Consider the following 26,361-nt stretch of genomic DNA (forward strand, 5'->3'; position numbering starts at 1 on the left):
CTAGTCGATGGGGCCGATATTGATCAGCCGATCGCTGCCCAGCCCCGGCACCCTGGCCAGCACCCCGACCGGCGTCGCGGCGGAAAACTCGATCACATACCCCATGCCACTGCCGTCCTCCTCCATGGCCACGACCCAGCGCGCCACTTCGTCGGGGTTCAAGCTCAGCGCCTGCGCCACCCGGCGCTGGCGGCGCTCCTCGAGGGTTTCGTCGAGAAAGTAGTCGTTCATCTGGCGCAACCTCCGGCGGATGGCAACCCAGCCGGGCCTGGCAAGGCCCTCACAACAGCTATTAATCCATTCTCGGCAAAAGTCGAATTCAGCTCGGCGCGCCGTGACGAACGGCAGGCTTTATCGCCAATTCCGGACGGCCGGTTTTATCCGCGGCCCACAAGCGAGTTTTCTTTCAAGCGTTTCAGAAAGGGCCTAAAGCGTCGCGCCGGGGCGGCCCCCTAGCATGGATGGCTGATCCAGACAGCGAAGCCGCCGATGCGTTTACCGACATGCGTTTACTGAAAAGCTCCGCCCCCGAGGCACGGCATGCGCAAAGTGGCCATGACGCCGAAACCCGGGTGCGCATGGCGCTGCAACGCAACAGGTCGAGCATCGAAGGATTGGACGAGCTGTTGCGCGAGCACTACACGATCAACAGCGACCGGGACATTCTTGCCGCCGTCAGAAACGGCGACTGGGTGCTGGTCACCGACAGTTCCGCCGCGACAACCAGCGGCAGCCTGCTCTGCCCCGCCCCGGAACCGGACCCGGTCTACCTTCGGCCGGACCCGTGGCCCGATCCGACTCCCCGCACCGACCTGGTCTTCGCCAAGTCCATCAGCAGCGTCCCTTGGGGCACCACCCAAGCCGGCACCGCCAGCGAGCCCGCGGGCAATTTCGGCAAGACCATGCTCATGGCATCCTCGGCGACCGAGGTCGGGCTCGGCAGGGTCGCCGGCGAGCTGCTCTTCAGGAGTTTCGCCTGGTCACTGCAGATGGCCGGCACCGCGGCCAGGACCGTCGGCGGCCCGGCGGGCCAGGTACTGCTCCTGGCCATGACCCCGACCCGGCTCGGCGACGATGCCTTCTACAGCGAAGAACAACTGCGCGAGCTGCGCGCCGCCACCACCCGGGTGCGCTTCCAGTTCCGCCGCGACAGCCGGGGTACGCTGCAAATCCACGGCATCCACACCAGCGCCCAATCGGGCCAGGACAGCGTCCCGGTGATCAAGGCCCACTGGAACGCCGACAAAAACGCCATGCAGGCCCACCTCGGCACGCTCACCATCACCTGGACACCGCACAACGGCCCGATCATCACCGCCCCGACAGCCTACCCGGGCGTGACCGACGAACTGGCCCGCCTCATGGTCCACCCCATCGCCGAAGGCGGCGACAGCCAACTCCAGGGCGCGCCCCTCGACGAGTTCAAGGTCGAAGACTGCATCATCACCTTCCCGGCAGACAGCGGCATTCGCTCGTTGTACCTGGTCTTCGCCAAGCCCATGGTCAACCCGTTGGAGGTTGGACCGGCGAATGATCTGAGCAGTAGAAGTGCGAAGGATGGGTTGGATATTGATCACATACCGTCGCAAGCGGCGTTGAGAGTTTTCTTGAAAGCAAATAATCCTCGTATAACCGAGGGACAGCTAAACGCCGCCCTGCGAAAGGCTCCAAGCATTGCAATTCCACGCAAAGTGCACCAAAAGTACAGCGAGACATATGGCGGCAGAAACACAAAGCTCCAGCAGTCCAAGGATGCCGCCGACCTGCGTGAGGCGGTGGACACTAATCTAGATACCCTCAAGCCCTTCTTGCTAGAAGAAGGCCTCACCGACGAGCAGATCGAAAAGGCGCGAACCGACCTGCATAACCTCCATCAGGAACAAGGCTGGTATTGAAATGAACGCCGCAATGATTGATGACCTGGTTAAAAGCCTTGGCCGCACCTATCCCCAAATGATTGCCTCCGGGATGTATCTTCTCGGCGAACCTCCAAAAGGTATGTTCGAGGATGTCGATACCATGGCCATGTGGCCTGAGGCAGGTATTGAGCTTGAGTTCTGGGCCAGCACTCAGCGCTTTGAGGCTTTGTATATCTCCCTGCAGAAGAGCTTCCCCGAGGAGTCAATCTACAAAGGAAGCCTGCCCTACCAACTCATGCCGAGGATGAGCCAAGCTTGGGTTAGATCCCGGTTTGGTTCGCCATTGGAATCAGGCGCACCTTATAGAATCCCGGTACTAGGCATGACAGGTGGCTGGGATGTTTATCGCCTCCCCGGCGTTCCGAAAAGTACTCAAGTAGCGTTCAAGTACAACGTTGAGATGGACGTGGAGATGGTGGTGTTCGAGTTGAACGAAAAATCACGCGCTTAGTTCTACTCGAACAGCACGGCTATAGATATGAACGCCGCCATGATTGATGAACTGGTTAAAAATCTTGGACGTACTTGCCCCGAAATGATTGCCTCAGGAATGTATCTCCCAGGAGGACCACCAAAGGGCATCTTTGATGACAGCGACAGGGTGACAGTGTCGCCGGAGCCAGGGATCGAATTGGGTTTCTGGGCCAGCACTCAACGTTTTGAAAACCTGTTCATTACCTTTCTTGAGGGTTTTGAAGGAGAGCCCATATACCGAGGGAGTCTTCCCTACCAGCTCAAAACGAAGATGAATCAGGCATGGATTAAATCTCAATATGGCGAGCCGCTGGAGTCAGGAGCGCCTTATAGAGTGCCTATCTCCGGCATGACAGGCGGCTGGGATAGCTATCGTTTACCAGGCATGTCCAAGAGCATCCATGTGTTGTTCAAGTACACCGTTGAAATGGAAGTGGAAGGCATCGTTTTCAGGCTGAACGAGAGATCACATGCGTAGTTTTGCAGGAGGTACCGTGAACGAGGAAATGAACGCCGTCATGATCGATAAGCTGGTTAAGAACCTTGGCCGCACCTACCCCGAAATGATTGCCTCCGGGATGTATCTTCCTGGAGGTCCGCCAACAGGTATTTTCGAGGATAGCGATACCTTATCGATGGCCCCTGAATCGGGTCTTGAAATGGGGTTCTGGGCCAGTAATTTACGGTTTGAAATTTTCTTTATCAGCTTGCTCGAAAGCTTCGAGGGAGCATCCACCTACGCGGGAGGACTGCCCTACAAACTTGAAACTCGAATGAGCCAACAGTGGGTACGATCCCGTTTCGGAGAGCCTTTTGCATCACGAGCCCCCTTCAAAATGCCCATTATAGGTATGACAGGTGGGTCTGATACCTATCGTATTTCGAGCATGCCTAAAGAGACCCAGGTGGTTTTCAAATACAACGCCGAAATGGAGGTTGAAGATGTAGTGTTCGAACTGAACGAAAGATCACGCTCTTAGTTCTGCTGGGGCAATGCTGGTATTTGGTATGAACGCCGCATCGCCTTCGGGAAGGTTTTCCAGTTGATCAGGATGCGAAATTACAAACCAATAGGAAGATGGCATGACAGTAGATAAAGCCTGTCCGGTGGTGCTACGGAGCAGTGAAACCCTAGAAATTCTGGCGTTTGAGCATCCGTTGGCAGGTGTGCAACTGGTCAAGGGTAGCGTGGAACCCGGAGAGTCGACCGAGACGGCCGCTGCCCGAGAGCTGTTCGAAGAAGCCGGGATTCAAGGCAAGGTGGTACGAGATTTGGGGGCGTGGCACTCGCCTATAACCGGACAGATGTGGGCATTCCATGAGTGTCATGTCGCGCAGGACCTCCCTGATACCTGGGTTCATCACACTGAGGATGACGGCGGGCATGAGTTCAGGTTTTTCTGGCATCCATTAATGAGTGAGCCCTCTGAAGCCTGGCATCAAATCTACAAAGATGCTTTGGGGTTTATAAGACGTAGTCTCGCAAAAGCCCCCATGGAGAATTGACAGCCAATTGCCTCTTTACGGCGCGCCCATTTATGCGGCAACAACCCGGCAATCTCACTCACTCGCCCCCTCCCCTCAATCCCCGCGAATATAGTGCTCCAACTGCCGAATCAGATCCGCCTGCTCGACAATCGCTTCCTTCACCAGATCGCCAATCGACAGCAAGCCGATCAGTTGCTCGCCTTCCAGCACCGGCAGGTGGCGCAGGTGGCTGTCGGTCATCACGGCCATGCAGCGTTCGATGCTGTGCTGGCTGTCGGCGGTAACCACCGGGGCGCTCATGATGGCGCGGACCGGGGTGCCTACCGATGAGCGGCCTTGCAGCACCACCTTGCGTGCGTAGTCGCGTTCGCTGATGACACCGACCACCTGGCCGCCTTCTATCACCGGCAGCGCGCCGACGTTTTTCTGCGCCATCATTTGCAGTGCTTCGAGCACCATCTGGTCTGGGCCGATGCTGTGCACCTGGCGGTTTTCCACGGCCTTCAACTTGAGCAACTGAGCAGCGGTTTTCATGGGCGTCTCCGATACTTGGGCAACAGGGGGTCCGGCCCCGCGCCGGGTGGCGCGGAGTCAGGCATGGATCTGGATTGGCTAAGGCGTGCGGCTTAGCGCACGCCGATTTCCACTACGTCGCCGCGCAGTCGCGCCGGCCATGTCCGCAGGCGCTGCTCCGGGTATTCCAGGCAGGTGCCGTCGGCCAGGCGGAAGTGCTGTTTGTACAAGGGCGAAGCAATCACCAGCTCATCCTTGATGCAGCCCACCAGGCCGCGGCCGATCACGTTGGCACCGGACTGCGGGTCATGGTTGTCGATGGCGTAGAGGGTCTGCTGCGCGGCGTCCGGCAGGTAGATCAGCGCCACCTGGGCGCCGTCGTGCCAGACCACCACGCCGCTGTGGCTGACCAGGTCCTGACGGCTGCACACCGCCTGCCACTGCACGTTGGGCTGCTCGGCGAATCCGCTTTCGATAGGTTGCAGGCTTGGCGACAGGCTCATCAGAGCACCTCCTCGGTGACAGGGATCAGGTTGAGTTCGGCGGCCATGATCGGCCGGCGCTGGCCGCGCTCCTGGACAAAGTGAATGTCCGGGTCGGGGCGCTGGTCGTTGACGAAGGTGCGGAAGCGCTTGAGCTTTTCCGGGTCCTTGAGGGCGTTGGCCCATTCGCATTCGTAGCGGTCCACCACCAGTTGCATCTGCGCCTCCAGCTCGGCGCCCAGCCCCAGGCTGTCGTCGATCACCACCGCCTTGAGGTAATCCAGGCCGCCCTCCAGGCTCTCGCGCCACACCGAGGTGCGTTGCAGGCGGTCGGCGGTGCGGATGTAGAACATCAGGAAGCGGTCGATGTAGCGAATCAGGGTCTGGTCGTCGAGATCGGTGGCGAACAGCTCGGCATGGCGCGGACGCATGCCGCCGTTGCCGCAGACGTACAGGTTCCAGCCCTTCTCGGTGGCGATCACGCCGACGTCCTTGCTCTGCGCCTCGGCGCATTCGCGGGTGCAGCCGGACACCGCGAACTTCAGCTTGTGCGGCGAACGCAGGCCCTTGTAGCGGTCCTCGATCTCCAGGGCCATGCGCACGCTGTCCTGCACACCGTAGCGGCACCAGGTACTGCCCACGCAGGACTTCACGGTGCGGGTCGACTTGCCGTAGGCATGCCCGGTCTCGAAACCGGCGGCGATCAGCTCGGCCCAGATATCCGGCAACTGGTGCAGCTGGGCGCCGAACAGGTCGATGCGCTGGCCGCCGGTGATCTTGGTGTAGAGGTCATATTTCTTCGCCACCTGGCCGATCACGATCAGCTTGTCGGCGGTGATTTCACCCCCGGCGATCCGCGGCACCACCGAGTAGGTGCCGTTCTTCTGCATGTTGGCCATGAAGGTGTCGTTGGTGTCCTGCAGCGGCACCAGGGAGCGGTCCATGATCGGCTGGTTCCAGCACGAGGCGAGGATCGAGCCCACCGCCGGCTTGCAGATATCGCAACCGACGTGGCCACGGCCGTGCTTGGCGAGCATCTCGTCGAAACTGAGGATGCCCTCGACCCGCACCAGCGCGTACAGCTCCTGGCGGGTGTAGGCGAAGTGTTCGCACAGGCTCTTGTCGACGCTGACGCCACGGGCGATCAGCTCGTGCTCGAACACCTGCTTGAGCAGGCCGGCGCAACCGCCGCAACCGGTGCAGGCCTTGGTCTGCGCCTTGAGCTGGCCGAGCTCGGAACAGCCACCGTCGATGGCCGAGCAGATCGCGCCCTTGGTCACGTTATGGCAGGAGCAGACCGTGGCCGACTCGGGCAAGGCGCCCGGGCCGAGGGTCGGCGCGCCGGCGCTGGACGGCAGGATCAGGCCGGCCGGTTCGGCGGGCAAGGCGATGCCGTTCTGCATGTATTGCAGCAAGGTGTCGTAGTAGCTGTTGTCGCCCACCAGCACCGCGCCGAGCACCTGCTTGCCGCTGGCATCCACCACCAGGCGCCGGTAGCTGGCCGCGGCTTCGTCGATGAACTGGTAGCTGCGCGCGCCCGGGGTCAGGCCCTGGGCGTCGCCGATGGAACCGACATCGACCCCCAGCAGCTTGAGCTTGGTCGACATGTCCGCGCCCATGAAAGGCTCGCCAGGCTCGCCGCACAGTTGGGCGGCGACGCTGCGGGCCATCTGGTAACCCGGGGCCACCAGGCCGAAGATGCTGCCGTTCCAGCTGGCGCACTCGCCGATCGCGTAGATATGCGGGTCGCCGCTCAGGCACTGGTTATCCACCACCACGCCGCCGCGCGGGCCGATCTCCAGGGCGCAATCGCGGGCCAGGGCGTCCTGGGCGCGAATGCCCGCGGAGAACACGATCAGGTCGGTTTCGAGGAAGTCGTCGCCAGCGAAGTTCATCCGGTAGCGGTACTGCTCGCCGGCGCTGATCGACTGGGTGCCCTTGCCCAGATGCACGCCGACGCCCAGGGCTTCGATCCGCGCCTTCAACGCACGGCCGCCCTGCTCGTCCAGCTGCACCGGCATCAGCCGCGGCGCGAACTCCACCACATGGGCTTCCAGGCCCAGGCTCTTCAAGGCGTTGGCCGCCTCCAGGCCGAGCAGCCCGCCGCCCACCACCACGCCGCGCCGGGCATTGGCAGCCGCGGCGCGGATGCCGTCGAGGTCTTCCAGAGTGCGATAGACCAGGCGCGAGTCGCCCTCGGCGCCCTCGATCGGCGGCACGAAAGGATAGGAACCGGTAGCCAGCACCAGCTTGTCGTAGTGCACCGGGCCGGCGGCGGTGAGTACCTGGCGATTGGCGCGGTCGATGCGCAGCACCGCCACCCCCAGGTGCAGGGTCAGGCCCGGGGTCTGGTACAGCGCAGCGTCGCCCAGGGCCAGGGATTCGGCGTCGCGACCGGTGAAATACTCGGACAGGTGCACCCGGTCGTAGGCGCGCATCGGCTCTTCGCTGAAGACATGCAGGCGGTACTGCTCGAGGGCGCCGCGCGCCACCAGCTGTTCGACGCAATGATGCCCGACCATGCCGTTGCCGATCACGATCAGGGTTTTGTGTGTGTTCAAAGGGGCAACAATGGCATTCATAAATAGCACCCGACCCAAGCCAATCACGGTTTTTTAAAGCAAAAAAAAGCGCCTGAAACCTCACGGTTTCAGGCGCCTTTGCCTGTTATTTGCGGTGTGCGATCGGGCTGCTGTGCCTGATTCACCGAGTGCCCATGGCCTGTTGGCCGATCGATCCGCGTTGACCGATGGGGCGGCCCGCCCGCGACATGCGCGGTGGGGCGTTATCGGCTGTCTTGCAGCCTTTGTGCCAGGCTGCGCCGCACGCCTTGAAACGCCATGCTGGCGGGCTTGCGCGGCCATTCTGCAAGGCTCCCGGATAGCCTGCCCTGGGCCAGGAATCGCCTTAGCCTGGTGCAAGGTCGGGTCGGCGACGCCTTATAAAAGTGCAAATCCACCGCCGCGCCCCAACTCAGCCAATAGAAGCCAGACGCTGCAAGAACGCCGCGCGCCGCTCGCGGTCCAGCGCCTCCTTGGCCAACAACTGCGGCAACAGCGCCTCGGCCCGTTGCCCGTCGAGGATAAACACCCCGTCGTCGTCGCCGATGGCGATATCCCCCGGGTTGACCCGCACCCCGGCCACCTCGATGGGCAGGTTGACCTCCCCTTGCTGGCCGATCCCCCGGGTGGTGTAGGCGCTGACGCCACGGCTGAACACCGGCAGGCGATGCTCGCGCAAGGCGGCAACATCGGTGACCGCGCCCTCCACTACCACCCCGGAAAGGCCCTTGATCAATCCAGCCAGGGTCCGCAGTTCGCCCCAGCAGGCGCACTCCTGGTCGCCCACGCACTGGATCACCAGCACATCCCCCGGCTCGCTGAGCAGCAGCGCGTCGCGCAGGATGGCGCCATCCGGGGCGAAGACCTTGACCGTGACCACATTGCCGAGCATGCGCAGGCCGTCGAACAGCGGGCGGATACCGCGCAGGTAACCCTCGTCGCCAAAGTGGCCAAGGGTCGAAGGCGCGATGCCGCGGTAATGCTCGAGCAAGGCAGCGCTGGCGGGTGGTTGGCGCGGAGCGATCATCGGCATTTCCTCGGGCGCAGCAGCGGGCAGGTGGAGCAGTATTCGGCGGGCTCAGTGGCCTCGTAATAGAAGCAGCAGGTGCGGCGAAAGCGGATGCTCTTGCCCTCCTCCAACTGCGTCGGCGGGCGGCGGAAGTGCCGCAGTGGGTTGTAGTCCAGGCCGAACAGCGGCGGTGCGGCCTCGTGCAGCAGCCAGTCGAAGTCCGCCTCATGACGCAGGCGGATCAGCGGGTCCTCGACCTTGCTCATGCGTTTTTCGTACAGCGAATAGACCCGCACCGCGGTGTTTTCCCAGAGGATGCGCCGGGAAATGCCGCTGACCCGGTTGAAGGTCTGCCACAGCGGCGCCAGCACTCCGGCGAACAACGACTCGACAATGGACGCGCGCCAGGCTTCGCGTTCGCCCGCGGCATAAACCTGGGGAGCCCGGTCCGGCAGCGGCATCGACGAAGTCCAGAGCCCGTCGTCGTGGCCGTACTCGATCACGCAATCGTCCAGGGACAGCAGCAGGCCCTGGTCGCACACCGACATGGCGTACAGGCAGGCGCCGGTGGCGAGGAAGGAAAAACGCTTGGCCAGCAACGAAGCGGTGATCGCCCGGGTCGGCGAACCGATCACCGGCCCCAGCTGGTCGAACAGCGCGATACAGGTTTCATCGTCAAGCAAGGCCCGGGCGCTCAGGGAGCGCTGCCGGTCACATTGCGCCATGGGTTTCAGGCGCAGCGGCCCGGATAGCACGCTCCAGTCTTGCGCGTTGAAGGCGGCTTGCAGGCTCATTGCGGCAGTTCCCGGCCAAAGGGAATGCACAGCGGCGTGCCGAAAAACGGATCGGGGATGATCCGGCAATTGAGGTCGAACACCTGCTTGACCAGTTCCTCGGTCAGGATCTCTGCCGGCCGGCCCTGGGCGAACGCGGTGCGCTGGTGCACCGCCACCATATGGTCGGCGTAGCGGCAGGCCAGGTTGAGGTCATGCAGGACCATGACGATGGTCTTGTTCTCCTGGCGATTGAGCTCGCGCAGCAGGTCCAGCACCTCGATCTGGTGCGCCAGGTCGAGAAAGGTGGTGGGCTCGTCGAGCAGCACGATCTCGGTGTCCTGGGCCAGGGTCATGGCGATCCACACCCGCTGGCGCTGGCCGCCGGACAAGGCGTCCACCGGCCGCTCCGCCAGGGCCTGCACGCCGGTCTGCAACAGGGCGCGCTCGACCATGGCTTCATCCTGGGCCGACCATTGCTGCATCCAGTTCTGGTAGGGATAACGCCCCAGGGCCACCAGCTGGCGCACGGTGATGCCTTCGGGGGCGCTGGGCATCTGCGGCAGGATCGCCAGCTCCCGCGCCACCGCCGCGGTGGATTTGCGCTGGATATCCTCGCCATTGAGGATCACCGAGCCCTGCTGCGGCTTGAGCAGCCGCGCCAGGGATTTGAGCAGGGTGCTCTTGCCGCAGCCGTTGCTGCCGATCAGCACCGACACCTGGCCCGCCGGCAGTTGCAGGTCCAGCCCGTCGATAATCACCTGGCGCTGATAGCCCAGGGTCAGTTGCTGGGTTGCCATCGAGGACATCGGGAATTCCTTAGTGCCGCTGGTTGATCAAAAGATAAAGAAAGAACGGCGTGCCCAGCACCGCGACGAAGATCCCCGCCGGCAGGTCCAGGGGCAGGAACAGGGTGCGCCCGATCAGGTCGGCGAGCATCACCAGGTTGGCGCCGACCAGCGCCGCCATCACCGCTTGCCCGGCGAAACCCGGGGCCACCAGGCGCTTGGCGATATGCGGCGCAATCAGCCCGACAAAGGCAATCGCCCCGCCCCAGGCCACCGCCGCCCCGGCCAGGGCCACGCTCACCAGCAGCAGGCCGGCGCGCAGCCACTGTACCCGCACGCCGATGCCCTGGGCCAAGGCGTCGTCCAGTTGTTGCACCCGCACCTGGCGCGCCAGCCACACCAGCAACGGCAGGATCGCCAGCAGCCAGCCGCCCAGGGCCCGCGGCTCCGGCCAGCTGGCGCCGTAGACGCTGCCGGTCAGCCAGACATAGGCCGACAAGGTGGTGGTCAGCGGGCTGAACACCAGGACAAAGGTGGTCACCGCCGCCAGCAGCGCCGACACGCCGACGCCGATCAGCACCAGGCGCAGCGGCGAGGTGCCCTGCTTCCAGGCCAGCAGGTAAATGGCCAGGGCCGCCAGCCCGGCGCCGAGCATCGCCGCCAATGGCAAGAACTGCGGGCCCAGCAGCAGGGAAAAGAACGACAGGTACAGCACCGCCGCGGCACTGGCGCCGCTGGTGATGCCCAACAGATCGGGGGACGCCAGCGGGTTGCGGATGATGCTCTGCAAAATCAGGCCGGACACCGCCAGCGCCGCGCCGACCAGGGCCGCCAGCAGCAGGCGCGGCAGGCGCAGTTGCTCGACGATAAACAGCAGGCGCTCATCGCCGCCGTGCCACAGCAGCTCCAGCACGGTCAGCGGCGACAGCTTGAGTTTGCCCAGGGACAAGGCGCCGAGCATCACCAGCGCCGTCGCCAGCAGCGCCAGCGACAGCCGCCACAGGGTCGCCAGGTCGATGCGCCGCGAGAAACCGGCGGTGCGCAGGGTCAGGGTCTTACTCATAACGACCTCCACGGCGCGCCAGGAAAATAAAGAACGGTGCGCCGAACAACGCGGTCATCACCCCCACCGGCACCTCCTGCGGCAGGATCACCAGGCGCCCCAGGGTGTCGGCCAGCAGCAGGAGGATCGCTCCCAGCACCGCGCACCCCGGCAGCAACCAGCGGTGGTCGATGGACAGGCCCTTGCGCACCATGTGCGGCACCAGCAGGCCGATGAAACCGATGCTGCCCGCCAGCGCCACCGCACTGCCCGCCAGGCCGATGATCAGCACGCTCATCAGCCAGCGGATCAACCCGGTGCGCTGCCCGAGGCCGATGGCGATGGCTTCGCCGGCGTTGAGCACATTGACCTGCCCGGCCAGCAGCAACGCCCCCAACAAGGCCAGCAACACGCCCAGCAGCAGCGGCGCGGCCAGCGCCAGGTCGCGCTCGGACAACGACCCGGCGAGCCAGAACAGCACGGTGTCCAGCCCCTCCTCGTTGACCACCAGCAACGCCTGGCTGAAGGCGGAAAACAACGCGGTGATCGCTGCCCCGGCCAGGACAATGCGCAGCGGATTGAGGCTGCCCTGCCCGCGATTGCCGATCAGCCACACCAGGCTGCCGGCCAGCGCGGCGCCGATAAAGGCGCACCACAACCACTGGCTCATGGACGACAAGGCAAACAGCGACGAGCAGAGGATGATCGCAAAGGTCGCCCCGGCGTTCACCCCGAACAGCCCCGGCGATGCCAGCGGGTTGCGGGTCAGCGCCTGCATCAGCGCCCCCGCCACCGCCAGGCTCGCGCCCACGGCGACGGCCATCAGGGTGCGCGCCAAGCGACTGCTGAAGATCAACTGCTGGCCGGCGCTCAGGCTGTCCGGTTGCAGCAGGCCCTTGAGCAGTTGCGACGGCTCGATCCAGGTCGCCCCGGCCGCCAGGCTCAGGCCTGCGCACAGCAGCAGGACGGCACACGCCAGGCCGAGTTTCAGGCCACGGCTCATGAAGACGCCACCAGGCGGGCAATGTCGTCGAGCATCAGGTTGGCGCCGAGGATCCCCCCGGAGAAACTCCAGGCGATACCATCCACCCGCCACACCTGCTGCTGTTGCACGGCGCGCAGCTGTTGCCAGAACGGGTAATGCACCAGCCGTTCATAGTTGTGTTGCACCGCCTGGCTGTCTCGCTGGAATACAAAAAACAGGTCGGCATCGACCACGGGCAAGTTCTCTTTGCTGGTGAGTTTGATATAGGTGCCGCGGGACTCGCGGGCGACCGGGTTCCAGGCGAAGCCCAGCTCAGTGAGCACCGAGCCGGCGAAACTGCTCGGCAGGTAGCTGCGGATATGGTCTTCGCGCACATCCAGCACCGACACCGTGGGCGGCCAGCGCCCGGCGAAATTTGCCTGCAACTGCTCGCGCAAGCGCGCCACCCGCTGCTGCCATTGCCCCAGCAGGCTGCTGGCCTGTTGCTGGCGGTTCAGGGCCGCGCCCATCAGCGCCAGGGTGCGCTTGAACTCGAAGACTTCCTCGAGCATCAGCACCGTGCCCATGCGTTCCAGCAGCGGCGCGATGCGCTGGTGGCGAAAGCGCGAGGCGACGATCACGTCCGGCTCCAGCAGCACGATGTCCTCCAGGCTGGGCTGGGTTTCCAGGCCGACATGAGGAACATTCGCCAGCGCCGGGCGCAGGTAGCGGAAGGTCGGTTTCTCGCTCGACGACTCCACCACGCCGCAAGGCGTCACGCCCAACGCCACGGCGCTGTCGGTGGCGCCCTGGAACAGGGTGACCAGGCGCAACGGCTCGGCGCGGGCGATCCGGGGCAATGCCAGCAGCCCCAGGGACAGGCGCAACAGCGTGCGCCTGCAAGGATGGAGCAGCGGATCAGGCATCGGCGGCCAGCCGCTGGAACGGGTTGACCACTTCGCCCTTGCCGAACGGCATGCTGCCCGGGCCGCCGGCGCGTTCGATCATCGGCGTCAGCAGCAGCTTCTGCGGCCAGCGCGGCGCTTCGAACAGCTGGTGCCTGATCATCGCCCGCGCCTCGTCGTCGAAGTCGATGCTCTGCAGCAGCCCGTCCAGTACCTGGCGCAAGGTGCTCCACAGTGCAGTCGCCGGCAAGGTGTAGACCTGGGCCAGGGTGTCGATGATCGCCCGCACGTTGACCTGGATCGCCAGGGTCTGCAGCCAGAACAGCAGGTCCTCGGGACGCTGGTGGTACAGGGTGTTGGCGTGGCCTTTCTTGATCCGGTACTCCGGGTCGGCCATGCCGTTGCGCTCCAGCCACGGCACGAAGATGCGCAGCGAATCGTGGTCGCGCAGCAGCAGGCCCTGGGCCTGGCCGGCCTTCCACACCAGCACCGCGTTCTGCCCGTGCACCTCGCCGAGCATGCCGAGGCGGAACATCCGCAGGTTGACGTCGAAGAAGCGCTGGCACAGCTCGCTGAACAGGGTCAGCACCGAAGCCTGGGTCACTGGCAGTTGGCGGTACTGCATCCATTCATCGAAGAAGTGCCGGTTGCTGCCGGGCAATGGCGTGCCCAGGGCGGCCATCGGCAGCAGGCGGCAGTCCGGGTCGTCGAGCAAGGCTTGCGGGTAACCGCGGACCATCGCCGACAGGTGCCGCGGCGCCTCGTCGAACAGGGTCGCCTGCGGCGGCATAAAGGCCCACCACTTGCTCTCGTCGCACAGGTGCAGGCTCTGTTCCAGCACCGGGTCGAGGCGCCGTACCTGATGCAGCAAGGCCTCGCTGAGGCCGCCGTTGATCATTTTCACCGCCGGCAGGTAACGCGAGGCGCCCAGGGAGTAGATGGCCATGGGCAGCTTCAGGTAGTCGGCGCTGGCGAAACAAGGGGTCATCGAGCGCAGCGACGAAGTAGCGAACACCGTGGCTTCGCTGAAGTCCAGGCGCTGGCAGTCGCCACGGGCGAAGGCATCGCCCAGTTGCGCCTGCAACACATGCTCGAACTGCCACGGGTGCACCGGCAAGGCTACGTGGCTGTCACCGATACCGCGCTCGCGCAGTTCACCGGCCAGGCGTGCCTGCAAGGCTTCGGGCAACAGGTAGCGCGCCGGGTAGACCTGCTCCAGGTCCGTCACGCCCTCGCCGCCTTGCAGCAGGTCCTTGCGCACCGCCACCCAGTTCAGCGCCACCGGCTGGGCGAACTCGGCCTGGTACTGCTGGTATTCGGCCTGCAGCAAACCCTGCTTGGCCTTGGCCAGCGGGTGGTACGGACGATCGCGCAGCGAAGCCCACTGCTCCATGGTGCGGAAAAAGGTAGCGCCGTTCTGGGCCATCAGGCCCTGGTGGTCGACCCGGTGCTCCAGGGACAGGGCGGTCTGCCAGACACTGATATGCAGCACTTCGAGGAACAGCGTCAGGCCCTTTTCATTGTCCTGGAAACGCGGGCCCATGCCGGTGAACACCCGGCGCATAAAGTCCACCGGAGTCAGCGCGGTCCAACGCTGCTCCTGGCGGGCCAAAACCTGCGTGCCCGGGACCTTCTCCCATTGCTGGGTGATGCCCGGGCGCAGGGCGATGCTGATAAAGCGCTGCTCCTGGGCGTCGCAGCACCATTCCCAGATCCGCTGCCGGGCATCCGCGCCTTCAAGGGCTGGCGCTTCAAGGGTTGAGGCTTCAAGGGCTGGCGCTTCAGGATGGGCCTGGCGCCATTGGCTGGCTGTCAGCAGCGGCAAGGGTTCGCGGCCAAAGAAGTCTTCGGCCAGCAGGCAATCGATCAGGTCCTGCATCACCAGTTCGGCGGCCATGGTTGTGAAGTTCATCGGATCAGTTTCCTTCTAGAGAAAGGGTGGCCAACCTGGCCTGGAGAGCACGAAAGGCAATGCCGCGTTCGTCGCCGAGGACAAAGGCGCGGACCCCGCGCTCGCGCCAGCGGCCCAGGTCACCGGCCTGCCGGGGGATCGCGCAGTACGGCACGCCGGCATGGTCCGCCGCCTGCCAGGCATCGAGCAGGGCCTGCTGGACCGCCGGCTGGTCGATCTGCCAGGGCATGCCCAGGGATTGCGACAGGTCGGCCGCGCCTTCGAGGATCATGTCCAGGCCCGGCACCGCGGCGATCTGCGCGGCGTTGCGCACGCCGGCGGCGCTTTCGATCATCGCCACCAGCATGATCTGTTCGTTAGCCTCGGCCACGTACTGCGCCAGGCTGTGCTTGCCGAAACTGCCAGGGCGCCCGGCGTTGAGGCTGCGCTGGCCCAGCGGGTGGTATTTGCAGGCGGCAATCGCCGCCTGCAACTGCTCGGCGGATTCGATCATCGGCAGCACGATGCCCTGGGCGCCGCCGTCGAGCAGGCGCAGCAGGGTTTTGGGGTTGAGGTCGGCGACCCGCACCAGCGGTGTCAGCTCGTAGGCTTCGGCGGTGCGAATCATGTGCTCGACGGTTTCCGGATTGATCAGCACGTGCTCCATGTCGATGATCACGAAGTCGAACCCGGCCTCGGCGATCAGTTCGATGGCCGCCGGCGCCGGGATCGAGCTGATCAGCCCGTACACCGCCTGCCCGGCCGTCAGTTTGCGTTTCAGCTGGTTGCTTCTCAGCATGCTTGCGGCCTGTAGGCGTGGAGTGGATTGGGCACCGACTTGAAGCGCCGTTCAGCGTCGCCCAGCAGGCGGCGCTTGGTCAGCTCTTCCACCTCGTAGCTCGGCGCGAACACGTCGAACAGGCCGAAACGGTCGCGGTGCTGCGGATGGGCGTTCTGGTAGTCGAGAATCACCTCGGCGGTCATCTGCCAGAACTGGCCTTCGTCCAGCTGGTAGTGCTGGCGCAGGAAGATCGCCATCTCCGCCAGGCAGATGAAGAAGAAGCAGTCGCAGGAGAAATCGCGCACCGCGTTGACGTCGTCGGTGAGGATGAAGGAGTTGCGGTTGAGCTTGGCGTGGCTGGCCGGCAGCGGCACCAGCTCCGGGCACAGCTCGGGACGCGCCAGGTGCGCCGGCGAGTAACGCACGCCGTCGTGGAAGTCCTTGAGGGCGATGCGCTGCGGCCAGCCCTGCTTGACGATCAGCACGATGTTCTGGCCGTGGGATTCCATGCCGATGCCTTCGGCGTAGAGCATGTGGATGATCGGCGGCACCGTCACCTGCAACAGCTGGCGGGTCCAGGCCTGCAAGCCGTACTGGCGGATCCAGGCATCGATGAACGGCTGCTGCGGCCCCGTGCCGTAGCGGTTCTCCACATGGCTCAGGCCGTTGAACGGCACGGCCTGCTCGTCGGCCTTCAGGTACTGATGGATGCTTTCGCGCCAGATCGCCCCCAGGGTGCCGTAGGCCTGGGGCCCGCGGGACTCAGGGAGGTGCTGGTAGTCGAAGCTGACCCCGGCCACTTCGCCGAGGATCACGAAATCCAGCTGGCGCGCGGTGCTGTCGCTGGCGATCAGCTGTTGCAGCCAGTCGGTGATGATCGGCCCGTTCATCACTGTGTGCCGGGCCAGGATGCGTGTGCTGGAGGTGTTGGTCATGCTCATGGCCAGCTTGACGTAGGGCCGCTGCTTGGCCGTGGCGTTGGCCAGGGTGCGGATCGACTGCTGGGCCTTGTACTGGTCATCCGAGGTGCCGAGGTAGATCAGCTCGCCGTTGAGCAGCTCCGGGTAGAAGGTCGAGACAATCAGGTTTTCCCACTGCCACGGGTGCACCGGCAGCAGTTGGTAGTCGTCCAGCGCCCGGCCCTGGCTGGCCAGTTGTCGCTCGACCTGCTGCCAGCGTTCGGCACCCAGCTCCTGGCGGATAAAGGCCGGGAAATCGAGTTTTTGCGAATGGTTGAGCGAGGCCCGGTTGCGCGCCACCGCCAGCCACACCACGGCGATCGGCGTGGCGAACTCCGGGCCGTAGGCCTGGTTGTCGGCCAGGGAAAAACCGATGCGCGACTTGTAGCACGGGTGATAGCTGTGGGCGTCCATGAAGTGCTGCTCCAGGGCGTCCACGTCCAGCTGGTGGGCCGGCTTTTCGGCCTGGTAACCCTGGCTGCGGGCTTGCAGGTCCTTGAGCTGGGTCTGCTCCAGTTCCTGGATGAAGCGCCCCAGGTGCGGGCTGTCCTGGTAGTCGCCGAGCAGCTCGGCCAGGGCCTGGTGCAGGTCCGGCACGCTGCGCTGGCCGCGGCTGTCGAGGCGTTCCAGGCTGGCGGAATCGAGGCGGATCAAATCGAAGCTGGCGCTGAGCAGGCCGTTGCAGTGGTACTCCACCCGCTCCTGGCGGCCATCGACGCCGAGCACCACGAAACGCCGCTGGCCGCCGTCCAGCGGCTGGCTGTCGAACGCCAGCACGCCTTCATACAGCAGGGTCTGCAACAGCTGGCCGACCACCCGCTGCTGCACTTTTTCGTCGATACGCCCATCCACCCTGGCCAGCCAGGCGCCGGGGCCGGAGTGCTGGCTTGAGGTTGTCGAGATTGCAGTCGCCATGTTCATACCTTGTGCAAAGAGGGGTTAACGGTGTTCGAGCGCGCCGGGCACTGCCTCGGCGGTCTCGTCGGAAAGGGGGAAACGCCAGGCACAGGGCAGTGCCAGCAGGATCAGCAGGCCGGTGACCACGAACACCTCGCTGATGGCGCCCGACATGCCCGCCTGCTGGGCCTGCGCGCCGCCGTCGACGAGGCGGAACTCCAGCCACAGCGAGGCGATGACGATGGCCAGGGACGACACCAGGCGCCGCGAGATGTTGTTCATCGCCGCGCCCTGGGTGACCATCGGCTCGGGCAAGGCATTCAGCCCGGCGGTGGTCACCGGCATGTAGGACAGGCCCAGGCCGGCGCCGCGCAGCATCATCAGCACGAACACCAGGCCGATCGCCGCATCGGCCCGGAGCAGGCCCAGGGCCAGGGTCGACAGGCCGGTCAGCAGCAAGCCAACGGATACCACCAGCCGCGGCCCGTGGCGATCCAGGGCGCTGCCGCCCATGCGCCCGAACAGGCTGGCGAACACCGCGGTACAGAGCAGCGCCAGGCCGGTCCAGATGGCGCTGTAGCCGAGCACCGTCTGCACCAGCAACGGCAGCAGCACCAGGCACTCGAACATGCCCACCGACTGCACCACGGCGATGATCACGCTCAGGCGATAACCGCGCAGGGCGAAGATCCGCAGGTTGAGCAACGGCGCCTCGCGGCGCAGCTCCAGGCGGACAAAGGCCACCAGGCACAGCAGCGCCACCAGCAGCATGCCCAGGTTCATCGGGTCAACCAGCCCGGCGGCGTGGTGCAGGCGGCTGATGGCGATCATCAGCAGGCCGATGCCCGAGGCGATCAGCAGGTAGCCGGCCAGGTCGAACGGCTTGCGCTCGGCCGGCTCGGCAGCCGGCAGGACCGCAAGGCCCATCAGCAGCGCGACGACACCAATCGGCACGTTCATCAAGAACAGCGAGCGCCAGCTGAACCACTCCAGCAGCAGGCTGCCGCACAGCGGGCCCACCGCCGGCGCGAGCATCACCGCCGCGCCCCACAGGCCGGTGACCCGGCCGCGCTCGTCCTTGGCGTACACCGAGAAGATGATCGCCAGGGACAGCGGGATCATCAGCCCGCTGGCGATCCCCTGCACCACCCGCGCGGCGATCACCAGGGCAATCGAATCAGCCAATGCACCGAGCAGCGAACCACCGATAAACAGCGCCACGCCCCACAGGTACAGGCGCCGGCGGCCCAGGCGCTGGCTGAGGAAACTGGTGAGCGGCATGGTCATGCCCATGCTGGTCATGAAGGCCGCGACTATCCAGGTGGCCATCAGCGGGCCGATGGCGAAGGCTTCCATGAACGCCGGCAGCGCCGGGTTCAGCGAGCTGTTGTTGAGGCTGACGGTCAGGGTGCCGAGCAGCACGTTGACCACCACCCAGCTACGCGGTGCGTTGAAGCTCACAGCGCGGCTCCTTCGAGCAATTCACCCTGGCGCAGGAAGTGCTGCGCCGGCCGTGGATGGCAGAGGAAATCGGCGTGGGAAATGTTGTAGCCATAGGCCCCGGCCATCGGCAGCACCAGCAGGTCGCCGACGCTGACGCCCCTGAGCGGCTGGGCCCGGCTCAGCACATCCTTGGGCGTGCACAGCTGGCCGACCACGGTCCAGGCCTGCTCCGCGGTGTGCGCCGGCTGCGGCGTGCGCGGCAGGTGAATCAACGGGTGGTTGTGGCTCTGCGCCGCGGGCAGGCGGAACTGGTGGGTGCCGCCGCGGCACACCAGGAAGTGCTCGCCATGGCTGGTCTTGGTGTCCAGCACCTCGATCACGTAGTAACCGCAGAAGGCGCTGATAAAGCGCCCCGGCTCGAAGCGCAGGATCGGCGCCTCGCTGCCCTGCTCCGCCAGCCGGCGTTCCAGGTAGCGGCACAGGCGCTGCCAGTCGAACTGCTGGCCGCTGAGGTAATCGACGCCGATGCCGCCGCCGACATTCAGGTGGGTCAGTTGCTCGGGGTGCGCCGCCAGGGCCTTCCACAGCGGCCAGCGTTGCAGATAGAAGTCCAGCAACTGCTCATGGCGCTCCACCGACTGCTGGTGGGACATGGCGTGCACATGGAACCCCTTGAGGCGCAGATGGCTGGCCCGGTCGACCCTTTGCACGGCCTCGGCCAGTTCCGCCTCGTCGATGCCGAACGGCGTGGCGGTGCCGGCCATGGCCAGCCGGCTCGACTGGTTCTGCGGCAACTGCGGGTTGATGCGGATGAATACCGGCTGCACCCGCCCGGCTTCCACCGCCAGGCGTTGCAAGCGCTCGATCTCGTTGAGGCTTTCCAGGTGCACCGCTTCCACCTGCTGGGCCAGGGCCGCGCGCAGGTCGGAGTCGAGCTTGCCGGGGCCGGAAAACACATAGGGCTTGCGGGTCGGACAGGCCACCACCCGCTCGATCTCGCCGCCCGAGGAAATCTCGAAACCGCCGACCAGCGGGGCCAGCGCCGCCAGCACCGGCGCCTCGCTGTTGGCCTTGATTGCGTAATACAGCTCGACCCCGGCCGGCAACGCCGCCATCACCCGGCGCACATGGGCCTGCAAGGCATCCAGATCGTAGATAAAGGCCGCCAGCGGATCGGCACTGCCGGCCCGGGCCTGGTCGATGGCGTTCAGGACTGCCTGGGACAACTCAGCCATAACGGGCCTCCTCGCTCCACGGCGAACTCAGGTTGACGTAGCCGGCCTGGCGATCGGCCTTGGCGGCCAGGCGCACCTTGAGGTTGGTCTTGCAGGCGATCGGCTGGCCGGCGATCAGCGCGTCCAGCTCCGGCGCCGGGCGCACCAGCTCGTCGCGGATGCGCCGCAACTGCTGCTCGACCCGTTGCCACATCAGCGGCGCCAGGTGCGGGCGTTCCCAGCTCAGGGCCAGCACCGCTTCCGACAGGTTGTTGATCAGCAGGCAGTAGGTAATGCGGCTCCAGCCCTGCTCGCGGGAATACAGCAGCGACTGACGCACCCGCGGGTGCAGGCCAACCTCGATCTGCGCCATGCCCAGCTCATCGGTGAGCTTGACCCCCTCGAAGTCCCGCAACAGCAGCTGTTGCGGCTGGCCCTGGTCGTGGATCAGCACGCTGTTCTGCAGGTGCGGCTCCATCACCACGCCGTGGTTGAAGAACAGCGCCAGCACCGGCCGCAGCAGCAGCGCCTGGTACTGGTCGAACCAGTCCACCAGTTGTTCGTCCGCCAGTGGCTGGGCGTTGAAGCCTTGCAGGAAGTCATGCACCAGCGGCCGCGAATGGATGTCGCGGGCAAACAGGGTGCCGGCCATCACGCTGCGCTCGGCGCCGGCGCGGCGGCAGAAGTTCTCCCGCAGGATCGCCCCGGTCTGTTCGCGGAACCAATGGGCATCGGCTTCGCTGGCGTGCAGCGGGGCCCAGCTCATGGAGCCCGGCTCGGCCACCGCTGACAGCCCGCCGAGGGTCTCGGCCTGGGTCCGCTGCAGGCGCTGGAACAACTGGTCGATGATCAGCGTGCTTTCCAGCTCGTACCAGGCGTTCTTGCGCACGCAATTGGTGATGCGCACGTTCAGCGAGCCCTTGATGAAAAAGTCGTGGTCCTCGATGTACCAGGTGCGCATCGACGCCGTCGGGCTGGCGAGCGGCCCAGTCGGCCCGTGGTCGACCACCTCGCCCAGCTCCAGCAGGCGCTGCACGCGGCGGTCCTGCATAAACAGCTCGGCCTGCACCGGGTGCATGCAGATCATCGCGTGCCCCGGACGCGCCCGGCCCTGGTCGGCGAAACCGGCCATCACCTGCTCCTCGCTGAGGCCGCTGGCGGTCACCCGCAAACCCTGGCGCGGCACTTCGAACAGGTGCAGCGCGGTCTCGGCCTGGAACTCCGGGGCGTAGGTTTCCTGGGCCAGGTGCGCCGGCCACAGCCGCGCCTTGGGCGCCGGGTGGTTGGGGTGGCCGAACCACAGGCCCTGCTCGCTGGCCAGGTAGCCACTGAGCGGCGCCGGGCCCTGGCCGTCCATGTTGTGGGCGACGATGGCGGCGGTCAGCAGCTGGCTTTGCAGCACCTGGTCCAGCAGCTCGTCGTTGCTGGCCCGGGTCATGTGCTCGCAGGCGCCGAGCAGTTGCTCGACGAACTCGGCAAAGGCCAGGCAGCGCCAGGTCTCGCCCTCGCGCCGGGCATACACGTCCGACAGGTAACGATGGCTGCCCAGGTGATCGCGGCGATCGACCATGACGAAGAACTGCTGCTGGTTGGGCAGGTCGATGGTCAGCGGGATGCCCTTCCATTCCAGGCCGTCCAGATAACTGCCGGGGGCAATGCCCTGCATCTGTGTCGGCCAGCTGTAACTGAGGCAGTTTTCCGGCAAGGCGAACTCTTTGATCAGGCAATTGAGCAAGGCGCGTGTGGTCGCCAGTTCACTGACCATCTTCGATAAAACATGCTTTGATAAAACATCGCGATCTGAATAATTCATAGGTGCTCCACAGTAGCCCGTGCGGTCACTGGCTGCGTAATGTCGCGGCAAATGGTTAGTTGCTCTTCGGCCACACTGAAAAGCCGACAGATACCCGTCGGACGAAATCGTCCGCTTACACTTTCAAATAAAAATTTTCATCTGACAGTTTTTTCTATCAGGAACTTAAAGTGTGAAAAACGACACACTTTTATCGACTTCGGTTAATCCCCGAAACAGCCCTTCAAGAACGGCTCTGCAATAAAGCGTCCGCCACTGCGCGGGTAAACCGCTGGATAACCTGCTGGCACTGTTCGTCGTCGATGACCAGCGGCGGCAACAGGCGAATCACGTTGCCCCGGCGTCCGCCGCGCTCCAGCAGCAGGCCCTGTTTGAAGCAGTGCTGCTGGATGGCCACGGCCAGGCTCGGGTCCGACGGGAAATGCCCATGGCGGTCGGCCGGCTGGCGCTCGTCGACGATCTCGATGCCCAGCATCAGGCCGCGCCCGCGCACCTGGCCCAGGGCCGGATAGTTCTGTTGCAAGGCCATCAATTGCTCCTTGAGCCACTGCCCGCGGCGCTCGGCCAGGGCCGCGATGTTCTGCTCGCGCAGCACCTGCAGGGTCGCCAGGCCCGCGGCCATGGCCATCTGGTTGCCGCGGAAGGTGCCGGCGTGGTTGCCCGGCTCCCAGGCATCGAACTCGCGCTTGATGCCCAGCACCGCCATCGGCAGGCCGCCGCCCACCGCCTTGGACATGACGATCATGTCCGGCTCGATGCCGGCGTGCTCGAAGGCGAACATCTTGCCGGTGCGGGCAAAACCGGCCTGCACTTCGTCGAGGATCAGCACGATGCCGTGCTTGCGGGTCACCTCGCGGATCGCCCGCAGCCAGCTGGCCGGCGCGCAGTTGACCCCGCCCTCGCCCTGCACGGCCTCGAGAATCACCGCCGCCGGCAAGGACACGCCGCTTTCCACGTCCTCGATGAACTGAGTGAAGTAATGGGTCAGCGCCTCGACCCCGGCCTCGCCGCCGATGCCCAGCGGGCAACGGTATTCGTGGGGGTACGGCATGAACTGGACCCCCGGCATCAGGCCGGCGATGGCGTTCTTCGGCGCGGTATTGCCGGTCAGCGCCAGGGCGCCGTGGGTCATGCCGTGGTAGGCCCCGGAGAAACTGATGACGTTGTGCCGCCCGGTGTGGGTCTTGGCCAGTTTCAGCGCCGCTTCCACCGCGTCCGCCCCCGACGGCCCGCAGAATTGCAGGCAGTAGTCGCGCCCCTGGCCCGGCAGCAGGCTGAGCAGGGTTTCGCTGAAGGCGTCCTTGACCACTGTGGTCAGGTCCAGGGTGTGCATGGGCAGGCCCGAGGCCAGGAAGCTGTCGAGGCTGGCCATGATCGCCGGGTGGTTGTGCCCCAGGGCCAGGGTGCCGGCGCCGGCCAGGCAATCCAGGTAGGTCTTGCCTTCGACGTCGGTGACCCAGACCCCGTGTGCCTTGGCGATGGCCAGCGGCAACTTGCGCGGATAACTGCGCACATTGGATTCGAACTTGCCTTGCCGGGCCAGATAGTCGGCATTGGTTTTTTGCAGAGGACTAGTGCGCAATATGCCATCATTCAACATCTGTTCACCCTCGTTAAATTCGACATGCAAATTATTATCATTAATAAAAAGGTGCAACTGCTTATTCGAACTTATTTGGAAATTTACATAGCACTTCCAGGCATAAGTTAAATAGCGCGCGCACGCCAAAAACCAAGTTGATAAACCTGGGAAAAGTCATTAACGATGCCATGAGTTAGCCATGTTATTGCCATCTTCCTGACAACTTCGTTAGTTGCCATTAAATGGCCAATACCTCATTCAAGAGGCCGGCAAGTTCATCATGTAATAACGGGCATACATCCTTCCTCGACCGGGGAACCGGTCATGGCCGATCGATACGGTGGTGCGCCCTTCCCTGTGGCGCTTGTCCGCATCGTTTCTCAGAAACCTACGGTTGCCGAAAGCAACAGGGTCCGTGGCGTCGCCAGGGTCAAGCCCGGCTCGCTGTCGTCCGAGGCCCCGGCCGAACTCCAGTAACGCTTGTCCAGCACGTTCTCGACATTGGCGCGCAAGGTGATGTCCTTGTCGTCGAGCTTGAATGCGTAGCGCGCACCCAGGTCGAAACGCTCCCAGGAGTCGATTTCCTTGCTGTTGGCCTGGTCCAGGTACTGCGAGCTGGAATAGATGCCGCGCGCGGTCAGGGTCAGGCCCTGGACTTTCGGCACATCCCATTCGGCACCCAGGTTGACGTTGTACTTCGGCGTGGCCGGCGCCCGGTTGCCGTCGAAGGTGCCGTTGGTGGTGTCCTTCAGTTCGCTGTCGATGTACATCACCCCGCCCAGCAGGCGGAAGCCCTTGAGCGGCTCGCCGAACACGCTCAACTCGACGCCGTCGTTCTGGCGCTTGCCGTTCGGGCCGAAGACCCGGGTAGTGGCGTTGGTCTCGTAGGCCGGCTGCTTGATGCGGAACACCGCGGCGGTCAGGGCGAACGCCCCGGCGTCGTACTTGGCGCCGGCCTCGACCTGGCGGCTGATGAACGGCGGGAAGATTTCGTCTTCGTTGATCGAGGTCGACGGCGCGATCTTGCCCTGGCTCAGGCCTTCCATGTAGTTGACGTACAGCGACAACTGATCGGTGGCCTTGAACAGCAGGCCACCCGAAGGCGAGACCTTTTCCTCGTCGTAGGCGGTGTCGCCTTTGACGCCGTCGCTCCAGTCGTCGACCTTGACCCGCTGCCAGCGCGCGCCGAGGGTCAGCAGCAGGCGGTCATCGAAGAAGCCCAGGGTGTCGGACAGCGCCACGCCGCTGAAGCGGTTCTCGGTGTAGACCTTGGGGTCCAAACGCGTCGGCCGCGACGGCGTCGGCGTCGGCCGTGGGTTGTAGAGGTTGCTGGGGGATGCGGCATAGCGCGCGCCGCCGTTTTCGAAATCCATGTAGAAGTAGCTGGCCGCCAGGTTGACCTCATGGCTCACCGGGCCGGTATGGAACCAGCTGCGCACGCCCGCCGTGGTGGTGCGCACGTTTTCGTCGCGGGTGAAGTCGCGGGGCTGGACGCTGAAGTCGCCGGCGTCGTTGGTGATCGACACGGCATGACGGAGGAAGTCGTGGTTACTTTTGCGCGCGCCGACGCCGCCGTACAGCATGACCGAATCATTGACGTCGTATTCGGCGTTGACCGTGCCGAAGGTGTCCTTGGTCCGCGCCTTGCTCCAGGACTGCGCATAGTTGTGTCGCACATCGTCGGCGTCCGGCACCTTGGCGTTGGCGCCGATCTGCACCCGCTCCTGGGGCGCGTCGGTATCGCGCTCGGTGTGGCCGATGTCCGTCGACAGGCGCAGGCGTTCGCCACGGAAGTCCAGGCCCAGCACCGCCATCTCGCGGTCGACACTCTGATGATCCCACTTAGTGTCGCCGGACTGCTTGACCGCGTTCAGGCGCACGCCGAACTTGTTGTCCTCGCCGAAGCGCCGGCCGATGTCCACCGCGCCGCCGACCTGGCTGTCGGAGGCGTAGCTGCCGGTGAGTTCGGTGATCGGTTTGTCGGTGGCGCGCTTGGGCACCACGTTGATCCCGCCGCCGACGCTGCCCCGCGGCGAGATGCCGTTGATCAGCTGGGTCGGGCCCTTGAGGATGTCCACCCGGTCGGCCATTTCCATGTCGATGGTGTAGGTCGGCAGCACGCCGTACAGGCCGTTGTAGGCGACATCACTGTTGAACAGGCTGAAACCGCGGATGGTGAACTGCTCGTAGCGGCCGCCCGCCGGGTTGGTGGCGCGCACCGAGGGGTCGCTGGCGATCAGGTCGCCGAGGGTCCGCGCCTGCTGGTTCTTCACCACCTCGCTGGTGTAGGTGGTCATGCTGAACGGCGTTTCCATGAAGTCCTTCGAGCCCAGCAGGCCCTGGGAACCCCGGCGCGCCACCTGGCCGCCGGCGAAGACGTCGCTGTCGGTCGCGCCGCTGGCACCGAGAATCGAGGTCGGCGCCAGTTGCAGGCTGCCGCCTTGCGGCGCCGGGGTGAGGATATAAGCCTGTTCGCCCACCGGTTGCAGTTGCAGGCCGGAACCTTGCAGCAAACGGGCAAAGCCCTCTTCCACCCCGTACTCGCCGGACAGGCCGCTGCTGTTGCGCCCGCTGACCAGCTGCGGGTCCACCGACAGGTTGACCCCCGCCAGGCCGGCGAAACGGGTCAGCGCGGCGCTCAGCGGGCCGGCCGGCACCTGATAGCTGCGCCGCGCGGCATCGTCGGCCCAGCTGGCCTGGATGAAGAACGGACTGGAACTGAGGGACAGCATGAGGCCCAAGTGCAACAACGGGCGCAGGCCGGGGGCAACCGGGCGCAAACGGTAAGGCAATACTGCGGGCATGGGAGGAAGCTCTCGTTTTTTGTTCACTTACCTGGAATGACCGGCGAGGCGAAAAAAAG

Annotated in this window: 23 protein-coding genes; 5 read left to right on the top strand and 18 right to left on the bottom strand. The window is 64.8% G+C overall.

Annotated elements, in window-relative coordinates; translation table 11 throughout:
• A complete protein-coding gene (locus tag J4D28_RS01895; protein ID WP_016705200.1) occupies positions 1–231 on the bottom strand; it encodes a hypothetical protein in 231 nt (76 codons plus the stop codon).
• Between the two features lie 230 nt (positions 232–461).
• Here J4D28_RS01895 and J4D28_RS01900 point away from each other — a divergent pair, with 230 nt between their 5' ends.
• The 5 genes from J4D28_RS01900 to J4D28_RS01920 all read left to right on the top strand — a co-directional run bounded on the left by J4D28_RS01900 (position 462) and on the right by J4D28_RS01920 (position 3,899).
• Positions 462–1,895, top strand: a complete 1,434-nt coding sequence (locus J4D28_RS01900) for an S-type pyocin domain-containing protein (protein ID WP_236643547.1) — start codon at positions 462–464, stop codon at positions 1,893–1,895.
• 13 nt (positions 1,896–1,908) lie between these two features.
• Complete coding sequence (locus tag J4D28_RS01905) at positions 1,909–2,370, top strand: DUF6392 family protein (RefSeq protein ID WP_236643548.1); 462 nt, start codon at positions 1,909–1,911, stop codon at positions 2,368–2,370.
• A gap of 39 nt (positions 2,371–2,409) precedes the next feature.
• Complete coding sequence (locus J4D28_RS01910; RefSeq protein ID WP_051423573.1) at positions 2,410–2,871, top strand: DUF6392 family protein; 462 nt, start codon at positions 2,410–2,412, stop codon at positions 2,869–2,871.
• Positions 2,872–2,899: 28 nt separating this feature from the next.
• Positions 2,900–3,373: a DUF6392 family protein gene (locus J4D28_RS01915; protein WP_028684049.1), complete on the top strand. Its 474-nt coding sequence runs from the start codon at positions 2,900–2,902 to the stop codon at positions 3,371–3,373.
• A gap of 103 nt (positions 3,374–3,476) precedes the next feature.
• Complete coding sequence (locus tag J4D28_RS01920; protein WP_028684050.1) at positions 3,477–3,899, top strand: NUDIX domain-containing protein; 423 nt, start codon at positions 3,477–3,479, stop codon at positions 3,897–3,899.
• A 75-nt stretch (positions 3,900–3,974) separates the two neighbouring features.
• On the opposite strand, the gene J4D28_RS01925 is transcribed toward J4D28_RS01920, so the two are convergent.
• The 17 genes from J4D28_RS01925 to J4D28_RS02005 form a co-directional block, all read right to left on the bottom strand.
• Complete coding sequence (locus J4D28_RS01925; protein WP_103330708.1) at positions 3,975–4,415, bottom strand: CBS domain-containing protein; 441 nt, start codon at positions 4,413–4,415, stop codon at positions 3,975–3,977.
• Positions 4,416–4,507: 92 nt separating this feature from the next.
• Positions 4,508–4,897, bottom strand: a complete 390-nt coding sequence (gene nirD, locus J4D28_RS01930; protein ID WP_103330707.1) for a nitrite reductase small subunit NirD — start codon at positions 4,895–4,897, stop codon at positions 4,508–4,510.
• Complete coding sequence (nirB, locus tag J4D28_RS01935) at positions 4,897–7,458, bottom strand: nitrite reductase large subunit NirB (RefSeq protein ID WP_103330706.1); 2,562 nt, start codon at positions 7,456–7,458, stop codon at positions 4,897–4,899. Before nirB ends, nirD begins: the two co-directional genes overlap by 1 nt.
• Before the next feature lie 391 nt (positions 7,459–7,849).
• Entirely contained in the window at positions 7,850–8,464 is a 615-nt protein-coding gene (locus tag J4D28_RS01940) for an RraA family protein (protein ID WP_038632584.1), read from the bottom strand.
• On the bottom strand, positions 8,461–9,240 hold the full coding sequence (locus J4D28_RS01945) for an IucA/IucC family C-terminal-domain containing protein (RefSeq protein ID WP_103330705.1): 780 nt from the start codon (positions 9,238–9,240) through the stop codon (positions 8,461–8,463). Before J4D28_RS01945 ends, J4D28_RS01940 begins: the two co-directional genes overlap by 4 nt.
• Complete coding sequence (locus J4D28_RS01950; protein ID WP_009043984.1) at positions 9,237–10,028, bottom strand: ABC transporter ATP-binding protein; 792 nt, start codon at positions 10,026–10,028, stop codon at positions 9,237–9,239. The genes J4D28_RS01945 and J4D28_RS01950 overlap by 4 nt, the downstream gene beginning before the upstream one ends.
• A gap of 10 nt (positions 10,029–10,038) precedes the next feature.
• Complete coding sequence (locus tag J4D28_RS01955; RefSeq protein WP_053269117.1) at positions 10,039–11,070, bottom strand: iron chelate uptake ABC transporter family permease subunit; 1,032 nt, start codon at positions 11,068–11,070, stop codon at positions 10,039–10,041.
• Complete coding sequence (locus J4D28_RS01960) at positions 11,063–12,052, bottom strand: iron ABC transporter permease (RefSeq protein ID WP_103330704.1); 990 nt, start codon at positions 12,050–12,052, stop codon at positions 11,063–11,065. The genes J4D28_RS01955 and J4D28_RS01960 overlap by 8 nt, the downstream gene beginning before the upstream one ends.
• On the bottom strand, positions 12,049–12,939 hold the full coding sequence (locus J4D28_RS01965) for an ABC transporter substrate-binding protein (protein ID WP_038632592.1): 891 nt from the start codon (positions 12,937–12,939) through the stop codon (positions 12,049–12,051). Before J4D28_RS01965 ends, J4D28_RS01960 begins: the two co-directional genes overlap by 4 nt.
• A complete protein-coding gene (locus J4D28_RS01970) occupies positions 12,932–14,830 on the bottom strand; it encodes an IucA/IucC family siderophore biosynthesis protein (RefSeq protein WP_103330703.1) in 1,899 nt (632 codons plus the stop codon). Before J4D28_RS01970 ends, J4D28_RS01965 begins: the two co-directional genes overlap by 8 nt.
• 4 nt (positions 14,831–14,834) lie before the next feature.
• Positions 14,835–15,608, bottom strand: coding sequence for an HpcH/HpaI aldolase/citrate lyase family protein (locus J4D28_RS01975; protein WP_103330702.1), 774 nt, complete (start codon positions 15,606–15,608; stop codon positions 14,835–14,837).
• A complete protein-coding gene (locus J4D28_RS01980; RefSeq protein WP_177477859.1) occupies positions 15,602–17,470 on the bottom strand; it encodes an IucA/IucC family siderophore biosynthesis protein in 1,869 nt (622 codons plus the stop codon). Before J4D28_RS01980 ends, J4D28_RS01975 begins: the two co-directional genes overlap by 7 nt.
• 18 nt (positions 17,471–17,488) lie before the next feature.
• Positions 17,489–18,907 carry a DHA2 family efflux MFS transporter permease subunit gene (locus J4D28_RS01985; RefSeq protein ID WP_103330701.1) on the bottom strand — a complete coding sequence of 473 codons (1,419 nt, stop codon included), beginning with the start codon at positions 18,905–18,907 and terminating at the stop codon, positions 17,489–17,491.
• On the bottom strand, positions 18,904–20,124 hold the full coding sequence (locus tag J4D28_RS01990) for a type III PLP-dependent enzyme (protein WP_103330700.1): 1,221 nt from the start codon (positions 20,122–20,124) through the stop codon (positions 18,904–18,906). The genes J4D28_RS01985 and J4D28_RS01990 overlap by 4 nt, the downstream gene beginning before the upstream one ends.
• Positions 20,117–21,916 (bottom strand): IucA/IucC family siderophore biosynthesis protein, encoded by a 1,800-nt coding sequence (locus J4D28_RS01995; protein WP_103330699.1) that lies wholly within the window; start codon positions 21,914–21,916, stop codon positions 20,117–20,119. The genes J4D28_RS01990 and J4D28_RS01995 overlap by 8 nt, the downstream gene beginning before the upstream one ends.
• Before the next feature lie 223 nt (positions 21,917–22,139).
• Complete coding sequence (locus J4D28_RS02000; protein WP_103330731.1) at positions 22,140–23,516, bottom strand: diaminobutyrate--2-oxoglutarate transaminase; 1,377 nt, start codon at positions 23,514–23,516, stop codon at positions 22,140–22,142.
• A 362-nt stretch (positions 23,517–23,878) separates the two neighbouring features.
• On the bottom strand, positions 23,879–26,302 hold the full coding sequence (locus tag J4D28_RS02005; RefSeq protein WP_103330698.1) for a TonB-dependent receptor: 2,424 nt from the start codon (positions 26,300–26,302) through the stop codon (positions 23,879–23,881).
• Positions 26,303–26,361: the final 59 nt, after the last annotated feature.

The sequence above is a fragment of the Pseudomonas sp. GW531-T4 genome (assembly GCF_017349615.1).
Classification (GTDB): Bacteria; Pseudomonadota; Gammaproteobacteria; order Pseudomonadales; family Pseudomonadaceae; genus Aquipseudomonas; species Aquipseudomonas chlororaphis_I.

Bases quoted from the DNA above. Each gene is read 5' to 3' on its own strand.
- J4D28_RS01895 (WP_016705200.1), bottom strand. From the start codon at position 231: ATGAACGACTACTTTCTCGACGAAACCCTCGAGGAGCGCCGCCAGCGC.
- J4D28_RS01900 (WP_236643547.1), top strand. From the start codon at position 462: ATGGCTGATCCAGACAGCGAAGCCGCCGATGCGTTTACCGACATGCGT.
- J4D28_RS01905 (WP_236643548.1), top strand. From the start codon at position 1,909: ATGATTGATGACCTGGTTAAAAGCCTTGGCCGCACCTATCCCCAAATG.
- J4D28_RS01910 (WP_051423573.1), top strand. From the start codon at position 2,410: ATGATTGATGAACTGGTTAAAAATCTTGGACGTACTTGCCCCGAAATG.
- J4D28_RS01915 (WP_028684049.1), top strand. From the start codon at position 2,900: ATGAACGCCGTCATGATCGATAAGCTGGTTAAGAACCTTGGCCGCACC.
- J4D28_RS01920 (WP_028684050.1), top strand. From the start codon at position 3,477: ATGACAGTAGATAAAGCCTGTCCGGTGGTGCTACGGAGCAGTGAAACC.
- J4D28_RS01925 (WP_103330708.1), bottom strand. From the start codon at position 4,415: ATGAAAACCGCTGCTCAGTTGCTCAAGTTGAAGGCCGTGGAAAACCGC.
- nirD (WP_103330707.1), bottom strand. From the start codon at position 4,897: ATGAGCCTGTCGCCAAGCCTGCAACCTATCGAAAGCGGATTCGCCGAG.
- nirB (WP_103330706.1), bottom strand. From the start codon at position 7,458: ATGAATGCCATTGTTGCCCCTTTGAACACACACAAAACCCTGATCGTG.
- J4D28_RS01940 (WP_038632584.1), bottom strand. From the start codon at position 8,464: ATGATCGCTCCGCGCCAACCACCCGCCAGCGCTGCCTTGCTCGAGCAT.
- J4D28_RS01945 (WP_103330705.1), bottom strand. From the start codon at position 9,240: ATGAGCCTGCAAGCCGCCTTCAACGCGCAAGACTGGAGCGTGCTATCC.
- J4D28_RS01950 (WP_009043984.1), bottom strand. From the start codon at position 10,028: ATGTCCTCGATGGCAACCCAGCAACTGACCCTGGGCTATCAGCGCCAG.
- J4D28_RS01955 (WP_053269117.1), bottom strand. From the start codon at position 11,070: ATGAGTAAGACCCTGACCCTGCGCACCGCCGGTTTCTCGCGGCGCATC.
- J4D28_RS01960 (WP_103330704.1), bottom strand. From the start codon at position 12,052: ATGAGCCGTGGCCTGAAACTCGGCCTGGCGTGTGCCGTCCTGCTGCTG.
- J4D28_RS01965 (WP_038632592.1), bottom strand. From the start codon at position 12,939: ATGCCTGATCCGCTGCTCCATCCTTGCAGGCGCACGCTGTTGCGCCTG.
- J4D28_RS01970 (WP_103330703.1), bottom strand. From the start codon at position 14,830: ATGAACTTCACAACCATGGCCGCCGAACTGGTGATGCAGGACCTGATC.
- J4D28_RS01975 (WP_103330702.1), bottom strand. From the start codon at position 15,608: ATGCTGAGAAGCAACCAGCTGAAACGCAAACTGACGGCCGGGCAGGCG.
- J4D28_RS01980 (WP_177477859.1), bottom strand. From the start codon at position 17,470: ATGAACATGGCGACTGCAATCTCGACAACCTCAAGCCAGCACTCCGGC.
- J4D28_RS01990 (WP_103330700.1), bottom strand. From the start codon at position 20,124: ATGGCTGAGTTGTCCCAGGCAGTCCTGAACGCCATCGACCAGGCCCGG.
- J4D28_RS01995 (WP_103330699.1), bottom strand. From the start codon at position 21,916: ATGAATTATTCAGATCGCGATGTTTTATCAAAGCATGTTTTATCGAAG.
- J4D28_RS02000 (WP_103330731.1), bottom strand. From the start codon at position 23,516: ATGTTGAATGATGGCATATTGCGCACTAGTCCTCTGCAAAAAACCAAT.
- J4D28_RS02005 (WP_103330698.1), bottom strand. From the start codon at position 26,302: ATGCCCGCAGTATTGCCTTACCGTTTGCGCCCGGTTGCCCCCGGCCTG.